The sequence below is a fragment of the Cupriavidus sp. USMAA2-4 genome (assembly GCF_001854305.1).
GTDB lineage: Bacteria > Pseudomonadota > Gammaproteobacteria > Burkholderiales > Burkholderiaceae > Cupriavidus > Cupriavidus malaysiensis.
Window position 1 is genome coordinate 470,952 of the sequence record NZ_CP017750.1, and the last position, 17,620, is coordinate 488,571.

Here is a 17,620-nt window from a genome sequence, read left to right on the forward strand (position 1 = left end):
CAAACCACCATAGCTGGCAAAGCGCGGCACGCCGTTGGGAGCCGCACCAATCTGTTCCCGGAAATCGCTGGCCAGCCCATCGAGAAAGCGTCCCAGTTGCGCGCGCTGGACCCCAATGCCACCAGACGTCTCGCGAATGATGGTTCGACGGGACACTCGGCCAAGTCCGGCCAGATGATTCACGGCCGCTAGCATAACGCGCCGGTACTCCGCGCCGCCGGCCAGGAAGATAGTGCTGGCCTCGCTCTGCGGCCACGCCGCAGGATCGTTGAACGCGCGAAAAGGTTCTGGCGCAGTAAGCGAGTTGGGACGAGGCGCCGCGGAGCTCAGGCAGCGTCTATGCGGCCAGAGAGTAGAATTGTTCTGCAGCGGACGGACCGCTCCCCGTAGGGTCCAGCATCTGGCCCTTGGCAAGCATGTGCATCAACTCGATGCCACCCAGCAGGATGCGAGCGCAGCGAAAGTCCTTGAATCCCAGCATCGGCCGGGTCAGGCGCTTGATAGCCCGGTGGTCCTGCTCGACGATGTTGTTCAGAATTTGACTCGCCGCACGGCGATGGGCGTTTCCTGCCCGGCATTGAGGTCGTGCAGCGCCGCCAGGTTGGCCGGACTGCCGTCGATGGTCACCGTGTCTGGCTGGCCGTGCTGGGCGATGGCCCGCGCGAAAAAGCGCCGCGCCGCAGCCTTGGCGCGCTTCGCACGCAGCAGGAAGTCGATGGTGTGGCCCGTCATGTCGACGGCCCGGTACAAGTACTTCCACTGGCCACGCACCAGGATGTAGGCATCGTCCATTCTCCAGCTCTTGCCTACCGGGCGCTTGTGCCGGTGGAAGATCCTGTTCAGAGCCGGTAGCAGTTTCAACGCCCAGCGGTGCACTGTCGAATAGTCCACCGAGATGCCACGCTCGGCCATTATCTCCTCCAGATGACGCAGGCTCAGCGGATAGGCCACGTACCAGCGAACGCAGGTCAGCATCACTTCTAGCGGGTACCCACCGCGCCTGTCCAGGTAGACAATTGCTGGTCGCACAGCAAGTCACGGCGCGGCATGCCGCGCGTGACAAGACAGAAACGAGCCGCACCGCCTACAGCATGCCGCTTGACGCAGAACTAACGACGACTCGCGTCGCACGCAAAAGTCGAGAATCTACGCAGTCAGCCGGATTGTTTACAGCCCTATCTGCCCAACTGTTGCGCGTAAACGTCAGCATGCGCGCCCGCGCGGCCGGCGGATTTATGTAACAACGCCTATCCACTGTCATTGCTATGATTCAGATGAGTAAATAACGTTTTTTGCAAATAAAACAAAATCTTTCCAAGTGGCTATGGCTTTCGTGGATGCTTCGTTTGGAAAGAAATCGATATAAATAATGTCATCTAATTTCTTCTGCAGGCGACGTAATAGACTGGAAATTTCTCTTGGAGTTTTGGAGAAAAGAGTTTCTTTAAATTTTGGCAGTGAGCGAACAAATTCGGCGAATTCCTCGCTCCTGTTGAACATTGAGCGAAGCTCTATTTCTTGTTCGGCATCGAAATGCTGCGCTCGCAAGAGGTGAACAACGCCACCACCTTCCATAATTTCATGAGCCAGTTCTCTTAGAGCGCTTTCCGTCTGCGTGTTCGCCGGCAATAGATAGACCCCGTCTCGTAGCGCTACGCACCCCTTGGTTTTGAGGGTGCGCCAGTAGCGGACTCGAATGGTCGCATTGTTTGCTCGGAGCGTGAGAAGAAGCAATAGCCAAGAATCAAAATTCATAGTAATAAAGACGGCGGCCTACGATCGCGGAACGGAAATGACCTGCCATATCGAGTTCTCCCGGCGATTGAATCTCGATATCTTGTTTGCTGATCCACATGCACCGTGGCAGCGCGGCAGCAACGAGAACACCAACAGTTTGCTGCGCCAGTTTCTGCCCAAGGGCATTGACCTATCGACAGTCACACAGACCCGGCTCAATGACATCGCCAAATTGCTCAACGGCCGACCTCGTCAGACCCTCGGCTGGGATACGCCCGAGGAAGCAATGGCCAAGGAGCTGGAAATCAATGGATTTGCTAAACATTGCACTTGAATCTTAAGACCGCCCTATCACATTCGGCATAGGCGTATAGGCGTATAGGCGTATAGGCGATAGTTGTTTCTTTCACTAATATAAAATTTAATTTTTCTGTAAAAGATTCCTTCATGTTGATTAATTTTGTGTTCCCGGAGTTATGCGAAGCAACGAGGCGGAGGCTCGCTAAAGTACCATTTGCAACTTGCCTTGATTGTGCGGGAGGCCGAATTCACTGTCTTGTCCGTCGCAAAATTCATCTGTGCCCCTAAAAAGCTGTTTCAAAAAGGAGCTGCTGGGTACTGTAACTTCAAAGCGAACCTGTTAACCTCATCCGTTGTGACAACAGGACAGAGAGGATGGGCAAGCCGATCATCGACGACGAATTGTGGGCACTGATCGAACCGCTTCTGCCGCCAGCCAAGCCGAGGCGATTCCGGTATCCGGGTCGCATGCCGGTGTCGGATCGGGCCGCATTGACCGGCATCCTGTTTGTGCTGAGAAGTGGAATTCGCTGGAACGAACTACCCAGGGAAATGGGCTGCGGTTCCGGGGTCAGTTGCTGGCGCCGTCTACGCGACTGGCAAAGCGCCGGGGTGTGGGACCGTCTGCACGAGATCTTGCTTGCCAAGCTACGTGCTGCGGATCGCATCGATTTCTCGCGCGTGATCATCGACTCCTCTTCTATTCGAGCGGTTGGGGCGGGCCAAAAACAGGGCCGAACCCCACCGATCGCGCGCGACCCGGTTCCAAGCACCACGTCGCCACCGACGCCAACGGCACGCCGATCGCGGTCGTCCTGACCGGCGCAAACCGCAACGACGTTACCCAGCTCTTGCCTCTGATCGAAGCCATTCCCGCTATCCGGGGTCGCCGAGGCCGGCCCTTGCGCAAGCCAGGTCGGGTCTATGCCGACCGCGCATACGACCACGACAAGTATCGTCGACCGCTTCATGCTGCAGGCATCCCGACTTCGATCGCCCGGCGTGGCCAGCCCCACGGCAGTGGACTTGGCAAGGTCCGCTGGGTTGTCGAGCGCACACATGCCTGGCTGCACGCATTTCGCCGTCTGCGCACACGCTTCGAGCGCCGCGCCGACATTCACGAGGGTTTCCTCAAGCTGGCCTGTTGCCTCATTTGCTGGCGCACCCTTCAGCGTGACGAGACTTCATTTTGAAATGAGTACTAAGACCTCTCTCGTCAGAGGTCCGCGACTCGCTCCTTCGCGAGCCGATACTCTTCCTTAAGGCGGGAAACGATCTCCGCAACGAGCGGCATATCATCAATTTGGCCTACGCCCTGGCCTGCACCCCAGATGTCCTTCCACGCCTTAGCCTTGGATCGACCGTCAGCAAAACTCATCAGACTTTTGTCAGCGACTTCCAGCTTATCCGGGTCCAGGCCGGCCAGCTCAATGCTCTCGCGGACGTAGTTGCCGTGAACGCCGGAGAAGAGATTCGTGTAGATGATGTCGGAGGCGCTCGCACGCAGGAGCGCCTGCTTATAGGCGTCGCTCGCGTTAGCCTCCTGACTCGCGATGAACCGCGTACCGACATAGGCGAAATCTGCGCCCATTGTCTGAGCGGCAAGAATCGCGTTGCCGGAGGCGATAGCGCCAGAGAGCGCTAGTGGGCCAGAGAAGAGGCGCCGAACCTCACCCACCAGAGCCATGGGAGACAAGGTGCCGCCATGCCCGCCGGCACCCGCCGCGACTAAGATAAGACCATCGACACCCGCTTCCAAGGCCTTGCGTGCATGACGCAAGCTAATGACGTCGTGGAACACGACACCACCGTAAGCATGCACTGCGTCGATGATCTCTCGTGCCGGGGCGCGAAGCGAGGTAATGATGATTGGCACCTGATGACGGATGCAGGTCTCGACATCCTGCTCGAGGCGAACATTCGATGCGTGCACGATCTGGTTGACGGCAATCGGCCCCACCACGACATCGGGGTTGACGGCCTGATAGGCGGCCAACTCCTGCTTCATGTCCCGCAGCCACGCGTCCAACAGCTCTGGCTGCCTGGCGTTGAGCGCAGGAAACGATCCCACGATGCCTGCCTTGCATTGCGCCAGCACCAACTCCGGGTAACTGACGGTGAACATCGGCGACGAAATGACAGGTAGCGAGAGCTTGCGCAGCGCGGGTGGAATATGAGAAGTCATGGACGTTTCGAAGATAGGAGTGGATTTGGACAGGGATTAGCCGAGACGCGCCCAGATGAGAAGGGTGGCGGAATAAACAACACCGACCCAGAGCATATGAACGACCGTGTAGCCCATGATGTCCTTCAAGTGCAGCCGCGATAGTGCCAGTGCAGGGAGCAACCAGAAAGGCTGGACCAGATCGTTCCAGGCATTTCCCAGCATGACCGCCATTGCGGTTTGGTTGAGTGGCGCGCCGAGGGATTTGGCAGCTTCAATCATGAAGGGGCCCTGAACCACCCAGTGGCCGCCGGCGGAGGGGGCGAAAAAGTTGATCAGGAACGAACTGACAATGCCCCAAAGGGTCAGCGTATGCGGCGTGGAGATCTCGACGAACGCATGGGAGATACTTTCCACGAGCCCGCTGCCCGCCATGATTGCCATCAATCCGGCATAGAACGGGTATTGCAGAAGCACGCCCGCCACGGCCTTTACGCCTTCGTTGAGCATTTCCACGTAGCGTGCCGGCGTGCCGAGCAACATGATGCCCGCGAACAGAATGACGAAGTTGATGATGTTGACGTCAAACGGCTTGCCTGCGGCAAAGTATCGATACAGATAGACGGCAGCAACCAGGCCAATGATGATGCTGAGCAACCGGCTGTTGTTGAGGCGCTGTGCAATCGTGATCTCTGCGCGTGTTGTAGCGTTGGCCGGACCGTGACGGCTTTGCTCTTCCTGCGCCAGACTCGGGTGAATAGGAACCACCCCCTCCGGCCGGCGCGGCAGCATCAGAACGTTAAGTAGTGGCAGGGTCACCAGCAAGACAAGGCCTGCTACGAGCATCGGCGTCGAGAAAATGGTTTGGCTCAAAGGAATGACACCCATCGAGCCGGCGAGCGCATGGCCCTTGGCCGAGATGACGATGGGAATCGTCGCCGACAGTCCAATGCCATAGAGCGTGAAGCCGCTGTAAGCGGATGCGATGATCAGCGGATAGTGCACGCCACGCAGCTTTGCTGCGAGTTTCCGGGCAAGAATGCCTCCGACGACCAACCCGAAGCCCCAATTGATATAGCTCGCCACGGCGCCAACGAGCGTCGCGACGACCATGGCAGTGGCGGGGCGTTGCACGCGGCTGGTCAGGCCAGACAACAGCGCGTCAACCAGCGGTGCACGGGCAAGCACATACCCCATCACCAGAATCACGGCCATCTGGGTGGTGAAACCGAGCAGGTTCCAGAAGCCGGCTCCCCAGTTATCGATCGTTGTAACGAGGCTCTGCTGCTCGACCACGATCGCCAGACTCATAGTCAGGATAGTCAAGCCGATCGCGAAGACGAACGGGTCCGGCAAATACTTCCTCATCAACTCGGTGAAGAAGTTCGTCAATGTATTCATCTGTGTCTCCTGCTTATCGTTATGTTGCGTCCGGTTATACGCGCGCCTATGCGTCCCGCTTTAGCACCAGGACATCGCTTTTGCCGTCCTGAATTACAGCCCCGGTTTGGTCAAGCAACTGCAAGCTGCGATTGATACGGCCGACGCGTCGGCTCGTGCCGGCTTCCTTCGCGAGCACGCCCAGGCGCAGATGCAGTGTCTGTCCAATCAGTATGGGGGCGACAAACTTCCAGTCGCTGAGTGACATCATTGCCACTGCTGTTTTTTCGAAGATGCCAAGCTGGTGCATCATTCCCGTGGCCATCGCGATCCCGAGCGCGCCATGCACGACGCGCTGGCCGTATCGCGTCTGCCGTGAGAATTCAGCGTCCGAGTGAATGGGGTTCCAGTCGCCAGACAACATGGAAAACATAGTCAGGTCGGTCTCGGTGACAGTTCTGCCCGTACTTTCAAACGTCTGACCGACTTCAAAATCCTCGAAGTAAAGGGAGGTAGGCATCAGCGCTTCCATTCCTATGGTTTGGCTTGCTCGATCAGGCGCATAGCCATCTCGCGAAGCTTGTTACGTTGCGTCTTCACGCCGTTTGAACTCAGGGTCACCGGGTACTCGGAGACGAACCAGATGCGGGCGGGAATCTTGAAGGGCGCGGTTTGTTCGGCCATTCGGGACATCAGGTCTGGCTCCGATAGCGTTACGCCCGCCTGGGGAATGACGAAGGCCACCACGCGCATGCGCCCGTCTAGTTCGATGGCAACCACCTGTGCGTCCGCGACGCCTTCGAACCGTTTGAGGACGGCTTCGATTTCCACGGGGTTGACGAGGAAGCCACCCAGGCGGATCACGTCCCCCATGCGGGTTTCGTAGACAAACGTCCCGTCCCCGCGAAGATGACCGAGATCCCCGGTGCGAAAGTAGCCATCTGGAGTCGTTGCGCCGGCTGTTGCCTCGGCATCTTCGAAGTAGCCGATAAAGTTCCCGGGAGCCAGAATCTCCAGTTCGCCCGACTGGCCAGGCAGAAGCAGCTCGCCGCTTGCCGTGTCCCGCACGCGCACAGTTGCCTCGACGCCGGCGATTGGTCTGCCTCCTCCCTGGATGCGGGCCTCGACGGGCAGCGTGAATGGTTGTGCCGAGAAAAGCGCCAGTACTTCGCTACTGCCATACAGACCGACCAGAGGGATACCGCGCGACCACGCCTGTAGGGCGTAGGCATCAAAGCTGGATGTGAAGGCGCCAAAGCCAAACAGGCGCGCACTTGGGAAGGGGTGTGCGCCTGAGACGGCATCTGCCATCCGCTGATACATCTCGTCGCTGCCGAAGGTGTGCGTGACCCGATGGTCTTGGGCGAGGCGCGCAGCCCGCTCGCCGTCAAAGGCATCCATCAACACGACGGGGGCGCCGCCAGCAAACGCGGCAAGAGCGCCATTTAGACCGAACACGCCGCAGAAAGGCAGCATTGCCAGCATCACCGAATCGGGCTGGTCCAGTCCATATCCCCGCGCGCAGCGCCTGGCATGCTCAACCAGTGTCCGCTGGGGGTGCATCACCAGTTTGGGTCCTTTAGTCGTGCCCGATGTGGTAAACAGGATCGTAACGACATCCGGATTCGAAAGATCCGGTCCGGGCGCGGCAGCGTTGGCCGCCGATGCCGGGAAGTGATATACCGGCTTCCCAAGCAACGCGGGAGGGGTGTTCTCATCGGCGTCCAGAACGATGACGCCTTTCAGGGCGGGCAACGTTTCCGGAGCGATGCCACTCAAGATCTCTGCGAAGTTGAGCTTGCGAAAGCCGGGCTGGCACACCATCAGGCGAGCCGCGCTCTTTCGGAGGATATGGCTGACTTCCTCGCTCCGGTAGCGAGTGTTGATAGATACCAGGGTCGCTCCAAGCCGCGCCAGCGCAAACAACATGGCAAGCCATTCTGTACGATTGACGAGCCAGACCGCTACACGATCGCCGGGCTTTACACCTTGCGCGTGGAGCCAGGCCAATGTCTGGCAGCAGCGCGCGTGAAACTGCGCGACAGTGACCGTGCGGCCCCCTTCAAAGAAGGCCGTCGACTCCGGCGCGGATTCCATCCTGGCCTCGATCAAGTGCCAGAGGTTGGGTGTATGTTCCAAAAGTTGAGCTCCTTCATTTCGAGGCAATTCACAGTCGGTGCGACCTCGACGGACGTGGGAGATCCTCACGCGTAGCAATGCGTGACCGGTGAGGTAATGTGGGACGGCGATGCTGCTGCATCGCCAAAGCAGAAACTGTGGGGCTGCGGGGGGTTAGCCGAAGTCCCTTATCGCGAGGGGCATGACGTTGTCTCCTGTATGGCGCACTTTTTTTAGTTGGGCGTATGTTTGAGCCCATTATGGGTCGACTGAAGCGTGGCTGTCAATAGTTAAGTCTAAAAATGGCGACAACATAACGCATTGATTTATAATGAAAAAAACCTTTACAAAGCTTTTTTGTCGAAAAAGTAAGACACATGGATCTTGAACTCGCACTGCAGCAGTTGGGCATCACCGGCAAGCTGTACAGCGCCTATCTTGCTTCCCTGGAGCTTGGCGAGGCCACGGTCAATCAAGTCGCGACGCGAGCGGGCCTCGGCCGCACCACTGCATATAGCGTCATCGAACGACTTCAGGAGGAGGGCTTGGTTCTGCTCGTGGACCGAGAGGACAAGCGCCTCGTTGTGCCCGAGGATCCCAATGCGCTGATGCGCCGCCTGGAGGCCCGGCAACGCACCTTGGCCGAGCTCATGCCTCAGTTGCGCTCGCTGTACAACAGCTCACGCACAAAGCCAGCAATACGCTTCTACGAGGGAGAGGATGCGGTTCGCACGGTGTTGTGGGATACCCTCACCGCGCAATCGAAGGAGCTGCGGGGCATCTTGTCCGCCGCCCAATTGCTTGAGTCGGTGGGCACGGCAGCGATGGAGGAATACATCGCAAAGCGCGTCTCGGCAGGGATCCGCTTGCAGGTTCTGCGTTCTTCGTCACAAGACATCGACACACTGTGGCCACATACCGACGATCAGCTTCGGGAGCTGCGCTATGCTCCGGCGCACATCACACTTGCCATCACCACCTATGTCTACGATGACAAAGTCGTGATCTTGTCGTCCAAGCGCGAGGACTACGGCCTGATCATTCAGAGCCGGGACTTTGCAAGTCTCTACGCAGCCATGTTTGATGGCCTGTGGGCGATTTCGCAGCCGGCAAATTGAGTGATTAGCATCCCCCCTGGCGGTGCAGCGGCAAACACAATGCCTGGTCCGAGCCATTTCTCACCTATGCGATCTAGGTGCTCGGGTGAGGTCCGGAATCTGCAGCTCGCAGCCGTGATTCGGCTGGCGGCTACGCTCGGCAACGTGTATGTGGCGATGGATATGGCAGATCAAGTGTCCGCTTTGCGGGTATCCGTAGGACCGCTTAGAATCTGTTTCAAAAAGAGCTGCTGGGTACTGTTAACTTCAAAGCGAACCTGTTAACCTCATCCGTTGTGACAACAGGACAGAGGGGATGGGCAAGCCGATCATCGACGACGAATTGTGGGCACTGATCGAACCGCTTCTGCCGCCAGCCAAGCCGAGGCGATTCCGGTATCGTGAGGTTGCCCCGTTTCATCGACAGATCTGCATTTGAATTGTATGAGGTTGCCCCGTTTCATCGGACAGATCTGCATTTGAATTTTATGTCGATGGGTTTTCTCCTTGTGATGGGGCGGTGTAGGCCCGGTGTAGCGTCGGATTCATGGCACCGACAGGTAGCATTTCAAACTCCTGCGGGGAACGATAGCCCAGGGCGCTGTGCAAGCGGTGCGAGTTGTACCAGCCCTCGATCCACGTGAACAACGCCTGCCGGGCGTCGTCGTGGGTGGTGAAGTGCGAGCGGTTCAGCAATTCGCACTCGAGTGTGGCGAAGAAGGACTCACACATGGCGTTGTCGTAGGCATCGCCCACTGAACCCATGGAGGGACGCACGCCCGCATCCCGACAGCGTTGGCCGAAGGCCACCGACGTGTACTGACATCCCTGGTCGGAATGGTGGATCACCGAAGTAGGATGTCGCTGCTCCAGCGCCATATCCAGCGCCTGCAACATCAGCGCGGTGCGCAAGTGGCTGTCCATGGACCAGCCCACGATGCGGCGACTGTACACGTCGAGCACGACAGCCAGATAGAAGAAGCCGGCCTTGGTCGGAACGTACGTCGCATCGGCAACCCAAAGCTGGTTGGGAGCCTCCGCGCGGAAGTGCCGCTGCACCAGATCGGCAGCGGGCCTGGCCCGCACTGCGCGGTGCGTCGTGCAGACGAAGTGTGGTCGGCATGCCCCGCGCAGCCCGGCCTCACGCATCAGTCTTGCCACACGCTTGCGCCCCACTTGGATGCCCTGACGCAGCAGAGCCGCGTGTACGCGGGGCACGCCATAGGTACCGCGGGAGCGCGAGTGAATCGCTCGGATCTGCACCAGCAGCCGTTTGTCGCGCACGACACGGGGACTCGGACTGCGCCCGTTCCACGCATGGAACCCACTGCGCGAGACCTTAAGCAGCCGGGCCATGGTGGACAGCGGATAACGGGCTTGGTTCGCCTTCATGAATTCGTACCCTTGTCGGGCAGCGAGTCGGTCTCCCGGGCGAACCAAGCCGCGGCTTTTGCAAGTATCTCCCTCTCCATTTTGAGCTGCCGGTTCTCACGGCGTAGCCGTGTGAGTTCCTGGCGCTCGGCACTGGTCAGGCCGTCATGGCGTGTGCCTGCGTCACGCTCGGCCTGGGCGACCCAGTTGTAAATGGTCTGGGCTGTCGGTTCGAATTCTTTGGCTAGATCCTCGGGGCGGCGACCCGCATGAACCAGGTCGACCATTTGCTGACGGAAGACAGTGCTGTACGGTGGGCGCGTTTTCGGCATGGTGCACCTCCTGTTTACTCAAGATAGGCACTGTCCGAAAAAGCGGGTCACCTCCACCCGGCTGTCATCCGGACGGAAGACCGCTTTCTGGCTTCCGCCTTCCCGGAATTCGCCGAATACGCACGCCGTACACCAGCGTTCTTTCCCCGTCTGTCGCTGTATAGGGGGGAGTCGACATGGACGGTCCATGTGTCTTCCTTTCAACGCAATATTGCGGACTCGGTCTGGTTTCTCGGCCTGTCGGTGGTCGTGGAGTCGTTTGATTTGTTCCATGACGCCGGCGTCCTCCGGGCGGTCGTGACGCTTGCCTGATGCGGGCAACTCCGCATACACGTACAGCCATGCACTACGCTCACGTCTCCGATTCTGTTGTCGAGAGCATGCTCGTGATGCTGGTCGGCCTGATCGTCCTGTATGTGGGGTTCGCTGTCTATTTGCGGTGGAAGCATGGGCCCGCCCCCAAGCGTAAGACTGATGAGGGGCGAAAGCGGCACCCCAAAACGAGCAGGCGAAAGCGATAATCGTAATCTGCTCTTAATGCTGGTGATCGAGGATTCATGTAAACTTCGGCGACGGCCCAGCCGTTAGTACTTCAACCCCAAGCCCCCCGCACAGTCTCCCAAGGAATGCGACGTTTCGTTCTGATCTTCGTGCTGCTCATTTTGCCGTTCCAGTTTTCCTGGGCGGCAGCGGCACGCTATTGTCAGCACGAGAAAGCCACGGCCACTTGGCACCTTGGGCACCACGAGCATCGTCATCAGCAGCCGGAAGGTAAAACGGATGCCGAGAAAAAGCCATTCGTGGATACAGACTGCGGGGTATGCCATCTGGTCTCCCTCCCGTTCGTCTATGGACAGACGCAGGACGTGTTGATAGCGAATCGGGTAGAAGTGACCGATACTCAACATTCGTCCGAGTTCTCGTCTCTGAATGCCAGGGCTCCCGACCGTCCTCAGTGGCAGCGTCTCGCTTGATCGGCGAGACGACGACTCTTTTTCTCCTTTCGTCTCTCGCCGAATTCTCCTGGTCACATACCTTGGTGCAATTCGATGCGAAGACTATTTCTGCCGCTCGGGCTGGCGGTAGCATTTCTCAGCCCAAACTTTGCCGTAGCGCAATCTGACACCGGCACGTCCATGGTGCCCGTCTTCCCAAGGGAAGCGGCGGGACCGTTGACCCTCGAGGCCGCGTTGTCGCTGGCGGCAGGAAGCAATTTCAACCTGTCCGCCGCCGCCAAGGAACTCGATTCCACAGAAGGTGGGATCATGCAGGCCCGGGTTATTCCGAACCCGGAACTCCAGACGCTGGTCGAGGACACGCGGAAATCCACCCGTACATCCACCGCCCAGATGAATATCCCCATCGAACTGGGCGGCAAGCGCTCGGCTCGTATCAATGCCGCGGAAAGGACGCGCGAACTGGCGCAGGCAACGCTGGCTGGCGTTCGCGGTGACATTCGGGCGCAGGTAATCGAGAGCTTTTTTTCCGTCTTGATCGCACAGGAACGCGTCAAGCTGGCAACTGGCTCCGCGGATATCGCTGCGAGGGGCGCGCAAGCCGCTTCACGCCGCGTCGCGGCCGGCAAGATCTCCCCGGTTGACGAAACTAAGGCACGTGTCGAACAGGCCAACGCCGAACTTGAATTGGCCGAAGCAACGGCGAGCCTGCAGTCCGCCCGTCAGGCGTTGACGGCGTTGTGGGGCAATGCATCGCCGCAGTTTGCCGAAGCACAGGGCAATCTGGACGCGCTGCCATCCAGGCCGGCGCCTGAACTCCTTCTGAAGGAGCTGGAAAACTCACCGCTGGTGGCCGCAAGCCGCGCTGAACTTGACCGCCGCCAGGCATTGGTGGGCGTTGAGCGCAGCCGCCAGTATCCGGATCTGACAGTCAGTCTGGGTGCCAAGCGAGATACAGAAGCCAACCGCAACATGGCGGTGATCGGTGTGGCGATCCCGTTGCCGATTTTTGACCGGAATCAGGGCAACTTGTATTCGGCCATTCGCCAGGCGGACAAGGCCCAGGATGAATATCTGGCCAATCGCATCAGCCTGACCCGAAATCTCCTGATGGCATCGAACCAGCTGTCGGTATCGCGCGCCTCGGCACAAACGCTGAAGCAGACCGTCTTGCCAGGCGCCGAGCAAGCCTTCAACGCGGCGACCATTGGCTTCGAGGCCGGCAAGTTCAATTATCTGGACGTCCTGGATGCCCAGCGCACGCTGTTCCAGGCACGCATCCGCTATCTCGGCGTGCTTGGACAAACCTATCAGGCGGCGACCACGATCGATCGCATTCTGGGACGTTAAGACGGGATTCATAAAACATGGCTATTTCGAACAAACAAAAGGCTGCCATTGCGGCCATCGTACTGGTGGGCGGCGTCGCGACTGGTGGCGTTCTGCTGAGCGGGCGCTCTGCGCCGGAAGAGCAGGGTGGGCACTCGGAATCCAAGGGGCATGGCGACACCGAGCACCATGGCAAGCAGGCGGCGGAAGCCGACCACAAGGATGACAAGTCACACGGCGACGGCGAGCATCACGAGGTCAAGAAGGGCCCCAATGGTGGCGCGCTCTTTTCGCGTGATGGCTATGACGTCGAAATTGGCACGGCCGAATCCAAGGGCGAGGCCCGTATTCGGCTCTGGGTTAGCAAGTCTGGGAAGGCGGTGGCAAATGGCGTGGCAGCGACAGGCCAGCTCGTGCGGGCTACGGGCGAGTCTCAAGCGCTCAAGTTCGTGGTGTCTGGCGACGCGCTGGAAAGCCAACAGCCAGTTGCCGAGCCCCATGTCTTTGACGTGACCGCAAATGTGACCTTGCCCGGTTCGTCTTCGCCACTCGCCGTGCGGCTCTCGAAAGAGGAAGGCAAGATTGAGTTGACAGCGGACCAGCTGGCCAAGACAGGGGTAGTGGTTCAAACCGCGGGCTCGGCAAAGGTCCAGGCTGGCGTCCAGTTCCCCGGCGAAATCCGTTTCAACGAAGACAAGACAGCCCACGTGGTGCCGCGACTGGCTGGCGTCGTAGAGAGCGTTCCGGCCAATATTGGGCAACAGGTTAAGAAGGGACAGGTTCTCGCGGTCATCGCGAGCACCGGACTTTCTGACCAGCGCAGCGAACTGCTCGCAGCACAGAAACGTCTGGATCTGGCGCGTGTCACTTATGACCGCGAGAAGAAGCTCTGGGAACAGAAGATCTCTGCGGAGCAAGATTATCTGAGCGCCCGCAACGCGCTGCAGGAAGCGCAGATCAGTGTCCAGAACGCGCAGCAGAAGCTGACCGCCATTGGCGCCAGCAACAGCTCGACGGCACTCAATCGCTACGAGCTGCGCGCACCGTTCGACGGCATGATCGTTGAAAAGCATATCTCGCTTGGGGAAGCGGTGGCGGACAACGCCAACGTGTTCACGCTGTCGGATCTGTCGTCCGTCTGGGCCGAGTTCGTGGTGTCTGCCAAGGATGTCGAGCGGGTGCGCATCGGCGAAAAGGCGTCGATCAATTCGGCATCGTCCGATGTGAAGGCAGATGGCACCGTTTCATACGTGGGTTCGCTGCTGGGCGAGCAGACGCGGACGGCGAAGGCCCGCGTAACATTGACCAATCCACAGATGGCTTGGCGACCGGGTCTCTTCGTCACGGTCGACGTATTCGGTGCTGATGTCGAGGTGCCCGTTGCGGTGAAGACCGAGGCCGTCCAGGACGTCAATGGCGAGAGCGTAGTCTTTGTCGCGGTTCAAGGTGGATTCGTGCCGCAGCCGGTGAAGGTCGGCCGGACAAACGGCAAGGTCATCGAGATTGTCGAGGGCCTGAAGCCGGGCGCACGTTACGCCGCCGCCAACAGTTTTGTTCTGAAGGCCGAACTTGGCAAATCCAGCGCCGAACACGGCCATTGATACGGGGGAAACAGCAATGTTTGAACGTATCATTAGTTTCGCCATCCAGCAGCGATGGCTGGTCCTGCTCGCCGTGTTTGGAATGGCCGGGTTAGGGATTTTCAGCTACAACCGACTACCGATCGACGCGGTCCCTGACATTACCAACGTTCAGGTTCAGGTCAATACCTCGGCACCAGGCTATTCACCGCTCGAAACCGAACAGCGTGTTACGTATCCGATCGAGGTCGTGATGGCCGGCCTGCCGGGACTCGAACAGACGCGTTCCCTGTCCCGCTATGGCTTGTCGCAGGTGACGGTCATCTTCAAGGATGGCACGGACGTCTATTTCGCGCGCCAACTCGTCAACCAGCGCATCCAGGAAGCCAAGGACAATCTGCCTGAAGGCGTTGTGCCGGCGATGGGGCCTATTTCGACCGGCCTCGGGGAGATCTATCTATGGACCGTTGAAGCCGAAGAGGGTGCTCGCAAAGCTGACGGGACTGCCTATACGCCGACAGATTTGCGCGAAATCCAGGATTGGGTGGTACGGCCGCAACTGCGTAACGTGCCCGGTGTCACCGAGATCAATACTATCGGTGGTTTCAACAAGCAGTACCTGGTCGCGCCGAGTCTTGAACGGCTAGCGTCGTACGGGCTGACGCTGACCGACGTCGTCAATGCGCTGAACAAGAACAACGACAACGTGGGTGCGGGCTACATCGAGCGTAGGGGCGAGCAGTATCTGGTTCGTGCGCCGGGTCAGGTTGCGTCCGAAGACGACATCCGCAACATTATTGTCGGTACAGCGCAGGGGCAGCCGATCCGCATTCGCGACATCGGGGATGTGGAGATTGGCAAGGAACTGCGTACCGGTGCGGCAACCGAGAATGGCAAGGAAGTTGTGCTGGGCACGGTATTCATGCTCATCGGCGAAAACAGCCGGGCTGTGTCAAAAGCGGTCGATGAAAAGGTCGCTTCCATTAACCGTACGATGCCGGAAGGTGTGAAGATCGTAACGGTATACGACCGGACACGTCTGGTCGACAAGGCCATTGCGACCGTCAAGAAGAACCTTCTTGAAGGCGCGGTGCTCGTCATCGTAATTCTGTTCCTTTTCCTGGGTAACATCCGCGCGGCGCTGATTACCGCGACGATCATTCCGCTGGCGATGTTGTTCACCTTCACGGGGATGGTGAACTACAAGATCAGTGCGAACCTGATGAGCTTGGGCGCGCTCGACTTCGGCATCATCATCGATGGCGCGGTGGTGATTGTCGAAAACTGTGTGAGGCGACTGGCGCATGCGCAGGAACACCATGGCCGGCCATTGACGCGCTCCGAGCGGTTCCATGAGGTGTTTGCCGCAGCGAAGGAGGCGCGTCGCCCACTGATCTTCGGTCAGCTCATCATTATGATCGTCTACCTGCCGATCTTTGCGCTGACGGGGGTGGAAGGCAAGATGTTCCACCCGATGGCGTTCACGGTCGTCCTGGCGCTGCTGGGCGCGATGATTCTGTCCGTGACGTTCGTTCCGGCTGCGGTCGCCTTGTTCATCGGCGAACGGGTGGCCGAGAAAGAAAATCGTCTCATGCTCTGGGCGAAGCGTCGCTACGAGCCGCTGCTGGAAAAGTCGCTCGCGAACACGGCCGTTGTATTGACGTTTGCCGCGGTGTCAATTGTTCTGTGCGTGGCCATTGCGGCCCGCCTGGGCAGCGAGTTCATCCCCAATCTGAACGAAGGCGACATTGCCATCCAGGCGCTGCGCATTCCTGGCACGAGCCTGTCGCAGTCCGTGGAGATGCAGAAGACGATCGAGACGACCCTCAAGGCAAAATTCCCCGAAATCGAGCGCGTGTTTGCGCGGACAGGTACGGCGGAGATTGCATCCGATCCGATGCCGCCGAATATTTCGGATGGCTACATCATGCTCAAGCCTGAGAAGGATTGGCCAGAGCCGAAGAAAACACATGCCGAACTGCTGTCCGCCATCCAGGAGGAAGCCGGCAAGATCCCCGGGAACAACTACGAGTTCTCCCAACCGATCCAGCTGCGGTTCAACGAGCTGATCTCCGGGGTCCGCTCGGACGTCGCAGTCAAGATCTTCGGCGATGACAACAACGTGCTCAGCGAGACGGCGAAGAAGGTATCGGCCGTGCTGCAGGGCATCCCCGGCGCGCAGGAGGTGAAGGTAGAACAGACCACCGGCTTGCCGATGCTGACGGTCAAGATCGATCGGGAGAAGGCGGCGCGATACGGGCTTAACATGAGCGACGTGCAAGACGCGGTGGCAACGGGCGTCGGAGGCCGTGATTCCGGAACCTTCTTCCAGGGCGATCGTCGTTTCGATATCGTGGTCCGCCTGCCCGAAGCTGTGCGCGGCGAGGTCGAGGCTCTGCGCCGATTGCCGATTCCGTTGCCAAAAGGAGTGGACGCGAGAACGACGTTTATCCCATTGAGCGAGGTGGCGACGCTGGAAATGGCGCCCGGCCCGAACCAGATCTCGCGCGAGAACGGCAAGCGCCGCATCGTGATCAGTGCCAACGTTCGTGGACGTGATATTGGTTCATTCGTGCCCGAGGCGGAAGCGGCTATCCAAAGCCAGGTCAAGATCCCGGCTGGCTACTGGATGACATGGGGTGGCACCTTTGAGCAACTGCAGTCCGCCACCACCCGCCTGCAGGTGGTAGTGCCGGTGGCGCTGTTGCTGGTCTTCGTACTGTTGTTTGCGATGTTCAACAACATCAAGGATGGCTTGCTAGTCTTCACGGGCATTCCCTTTGCGCTGACTGGCGGGATTCTTGCCCTGTGGATACGCGGCATTCCGATGTCCATTACTGCAGCGGTGGGCTTCATCGCGCTGTGCGGGGTGGCGGTGCTCAATGGTCTGGTGATGCTGTCGTTTATCCGATCGCTGCGCGAAGAAGGGCATTCCCTCGACAGCGCGGTCCGAGTTGGCGCCCTGACGCGACTGCGTCCGGTGCTGATGACGGCCCTGGTGGCATCCCTGGGTTTCGTGCCGATGGCCATCGCCACCGGTACGGGCGCTGAGGTGCAACGTCCCCTCGCAACGGTGGTAATCGGTGGCATCTTGTCGTCCACGGCGCTGACCCTACTGGTGTTGCCGGTGCTCTATCGACTTGCTCACCGCAAGGATGAGGACGCGGAAGATACTCGCGAGCCAGTCACTCAGACGCATCAACCGGATCAAGGCCGCCAGCCTGCATGACGTAAATCCTTGGGCGGTCATCGTACC

General features: G+C 59.1%; 14 protein-coding genes and 2 pseudogenes. 9 read left to right on the top strand and 7 right to left on the bottom strand.

Features of this window, described 5'->3' with window-relative positions:
- Positions 1-337: 337 nt before the first annotated feature.
- Together BKK79_RS38265 and BKK79_RS41000 are read right to left on the bottom strand one after the other, a co-directional pair.
- Positions 338-975 (bottom strand): IS6 family transposase gene (locus BKK79_RS38265; RefSeq protein WP_157128714.1). Its coding sequence is split into 2 segments (ribosomal slippage): positions 338-546 and positions 546-975, totalling 639 coding nucleotides; the frame shifts between segments, so codons are not numbered across the junction.
- A 288-nt stretch (positions 976-1,263) separates the two neighbouring features.
- Positions 1,264-1,755 carry a Chromate resistance protein ChrB gene (locus tag BKK79_RS41000; RefSeq protein WP_198173450.1) on the bottom strand — a complete coding sequence of 164 codons (492 nt, stop codon included), beginning with the start codon at positions 1,753-1,755 and terminating at the stop codon, positions 1,264-1,266.
- A 7-nt stretch (positions 1,756-1,762) separates the two neighbouring features.
- Between BKK79_RS41000 and BKK79_RS39925 the strand changes: the two are divergent.
- Together BKK79_RS39925 and BKK79_RS39930 are read left to right on the top strand one after the other, a co-directional pair.
- Positions 1,763-2,071, top strand: a pseudogene (locus tag BKK79_RS39925) (IS30 family transposase); the annotation flags it as partial.
- Positions 2,072-2,412: 341 nt separating this feature from the next.
- A protein-coding gene (locus BKK79_RS39930) for an IS5 family transposase (protein WP_232346512.1) occupies positions 2,413-3,230 on the top strand; the annotation gives its coding sequence in 2 pieces (ribosomal slippage) (positions 2,413-2,761 and positions 2,761-3,230; 819 coding nt in all).
- Positions 3,231-3,253: 23 nt separating this feature from the next.
- Here the strand turns inward: BKK79_RS39930 and BKK79_RS38270 are convergent.
- Genes BKK79_RS38270 through BKK79_RS38285 form a run of 4 tightly spaced genes read right to left on the bottom strand, consistent with a single transcriptional unit; the run spans position 3,254 to position 7,720 of the window.
- Positions 3,254-4,222, bottom strand: coding sequence for an NAD(P)H-dependent flavin oxidoreductase (locus BKK79_RS38270; RefSeq protein ID WP_071040834.1), 969 nt, complete (start codon positions 4,220-4,222; stop codon positions 3,254-3,256).
- A 36-nt stretch (positions 4,223-4,258) separates the two neighbouring features.
- On the bottom strand, positions 4,259-5,602 hold the full coding sequence (locus BKK79_RS38275; protein ID WP_071040835.1) for a short-chain fatty acid transporter: 1,344 nt from the start codon (positions 5,600-5,602) through the stop codon (positions 4,259-4,261).
- Positions 5,603-5,648: 46 nt separating this feature from the next.
- On the bottom strand, positions 5,649-6,101 hold the full coding sequence (locus BKK79_RS38280; RefSeq protein WP_071040874.1) for a MaoC family dehydratase: 453 nt from the start codon (positions 6,099-6,101) through the stop codon (positions 5,649-5,651).
- Between the two features lie 14 nt (positions 6,102-6,115).
- The gene (locus tag BKK79_RS38285; RefSeq protein WP_232346513.1) at positions 6,116-7,720 is read right to left on the bottom strand and encodes an AMP-binding protein; all 1,605 of its coding nucleotides are present in this window, start codon (positions 7,718-7,720) and stop codon (positions 6,116-6,118) included.
- Between the two features lie 356 nt (positions 7,721-8,076).
- Here BKK79_RS38285 and BKK79_RS38290 point away from each other — a divergent pair, with 356 nt between their 5' ends.
- Both BKK79_RS38290 and BKK79_RS41005 read left to right on the top strand, forming a co-directional pair.
- Positions 8,077-8,817: a TrmB family transcriptional regulator gene (locus tag BKK79_RS38290; protein WP_071040836.1), complete on the top strand. Its 741-nt coding sequence runs from the start codon at positions 8,077-8,079 to the stop codon at positions 8,815-8,817.
- A 295-nt stretch (positions 8,818-9,112) separates the two neighbouring features.
- Entirely contained in the window at positions 9,113-9,235 is a 123-nt protein-coding gene (locus BKK79_RS41005; RefSeq protein ID WP_442873325.1) for a hypothetical protein, read from the top strand.
- Positions 9,236-9,282: 47 nt separating this feature from the next.
- Here the strand turns inward: BKK79_RS41005 and BKK79_RS39935 are convergent.
- Positions 9,283-10,499 (bottom strand): IS3 family transposase gene (locus BKK79_RS39935; RefSeq protein ID WP_232346514.1). Its coding sequence is split into 2 segments (ribosomal slippage): positions 9,283-10,241 and positions 10,241-10,499, totalling 1,218 coding nucleotides; the frame shifts between segments, so codons are not numbered across the junction.
- 51 nt (positions 10,500-10,550) lie between these two features.
- Here BKK79_RS39935 and czcN point away from each other — a divergent pair.
- The 5 genes and pseudogenes from czcN to czcA form a co-directional block, all read left to right on the top strand.
- A pseudogene (gene czcN, locus BKK79_RS39940) lies at positions 10,551-10,811 on the top strand (heavy metal efflux RND transporter CzcN); the annotation flags it as partial.
- Positions 10,812-11,125: 314 nt separating this feature from the next.
- A complete protein-coding gene (czcI, locus tag BKK79_RS41010) occupies positions 11,126-11,473 on the top strand; it encodes a CDF family cobalt-zinc-cadmium transporter CzcI (protein WP_011229345.1) in 348 nt (115 codons plus the stop codon).
- Positions 11,474-11,548: 75 nt separating this feature from the next.
- Entirely contained in the window at positions 11,549-12,805 is a 1,257-nt protein-coding gene (czcC, locus tag BKK79_RS38315) for a heavy metal efflux RND transporter CzcC (protein WP_071040839.1), read from the top strand.
- Positions 12,806-12,822: 17 nt separating this feature from the next.
- Entirely contained in the window at positions 12,823-14,385 is a 1,563-nt protein-coding gene (gene czcB / locus BKK79_RS38320) for a heavy metal efflux RND transporter CzcB (protein WP_004635340.1), read from the top strand.
- A gap of 16 nt (positions 14,386-14,401) precedes the next feature.
- Positions 14,402-17,593 (top strand): heavy metal efflux RND transporter CzcA, encoded by a 3,192-nt coding sequence (gene czcA, locus BKK79_RS38325; protein WP_004635342.1) that lies wholly within the window; start codon positions 14,402-14,404, stop codon positions 17,591-17,593.
- The last annotated feature ends 27 nt before the right edge of the window (positions 17,594-17,620 follow it).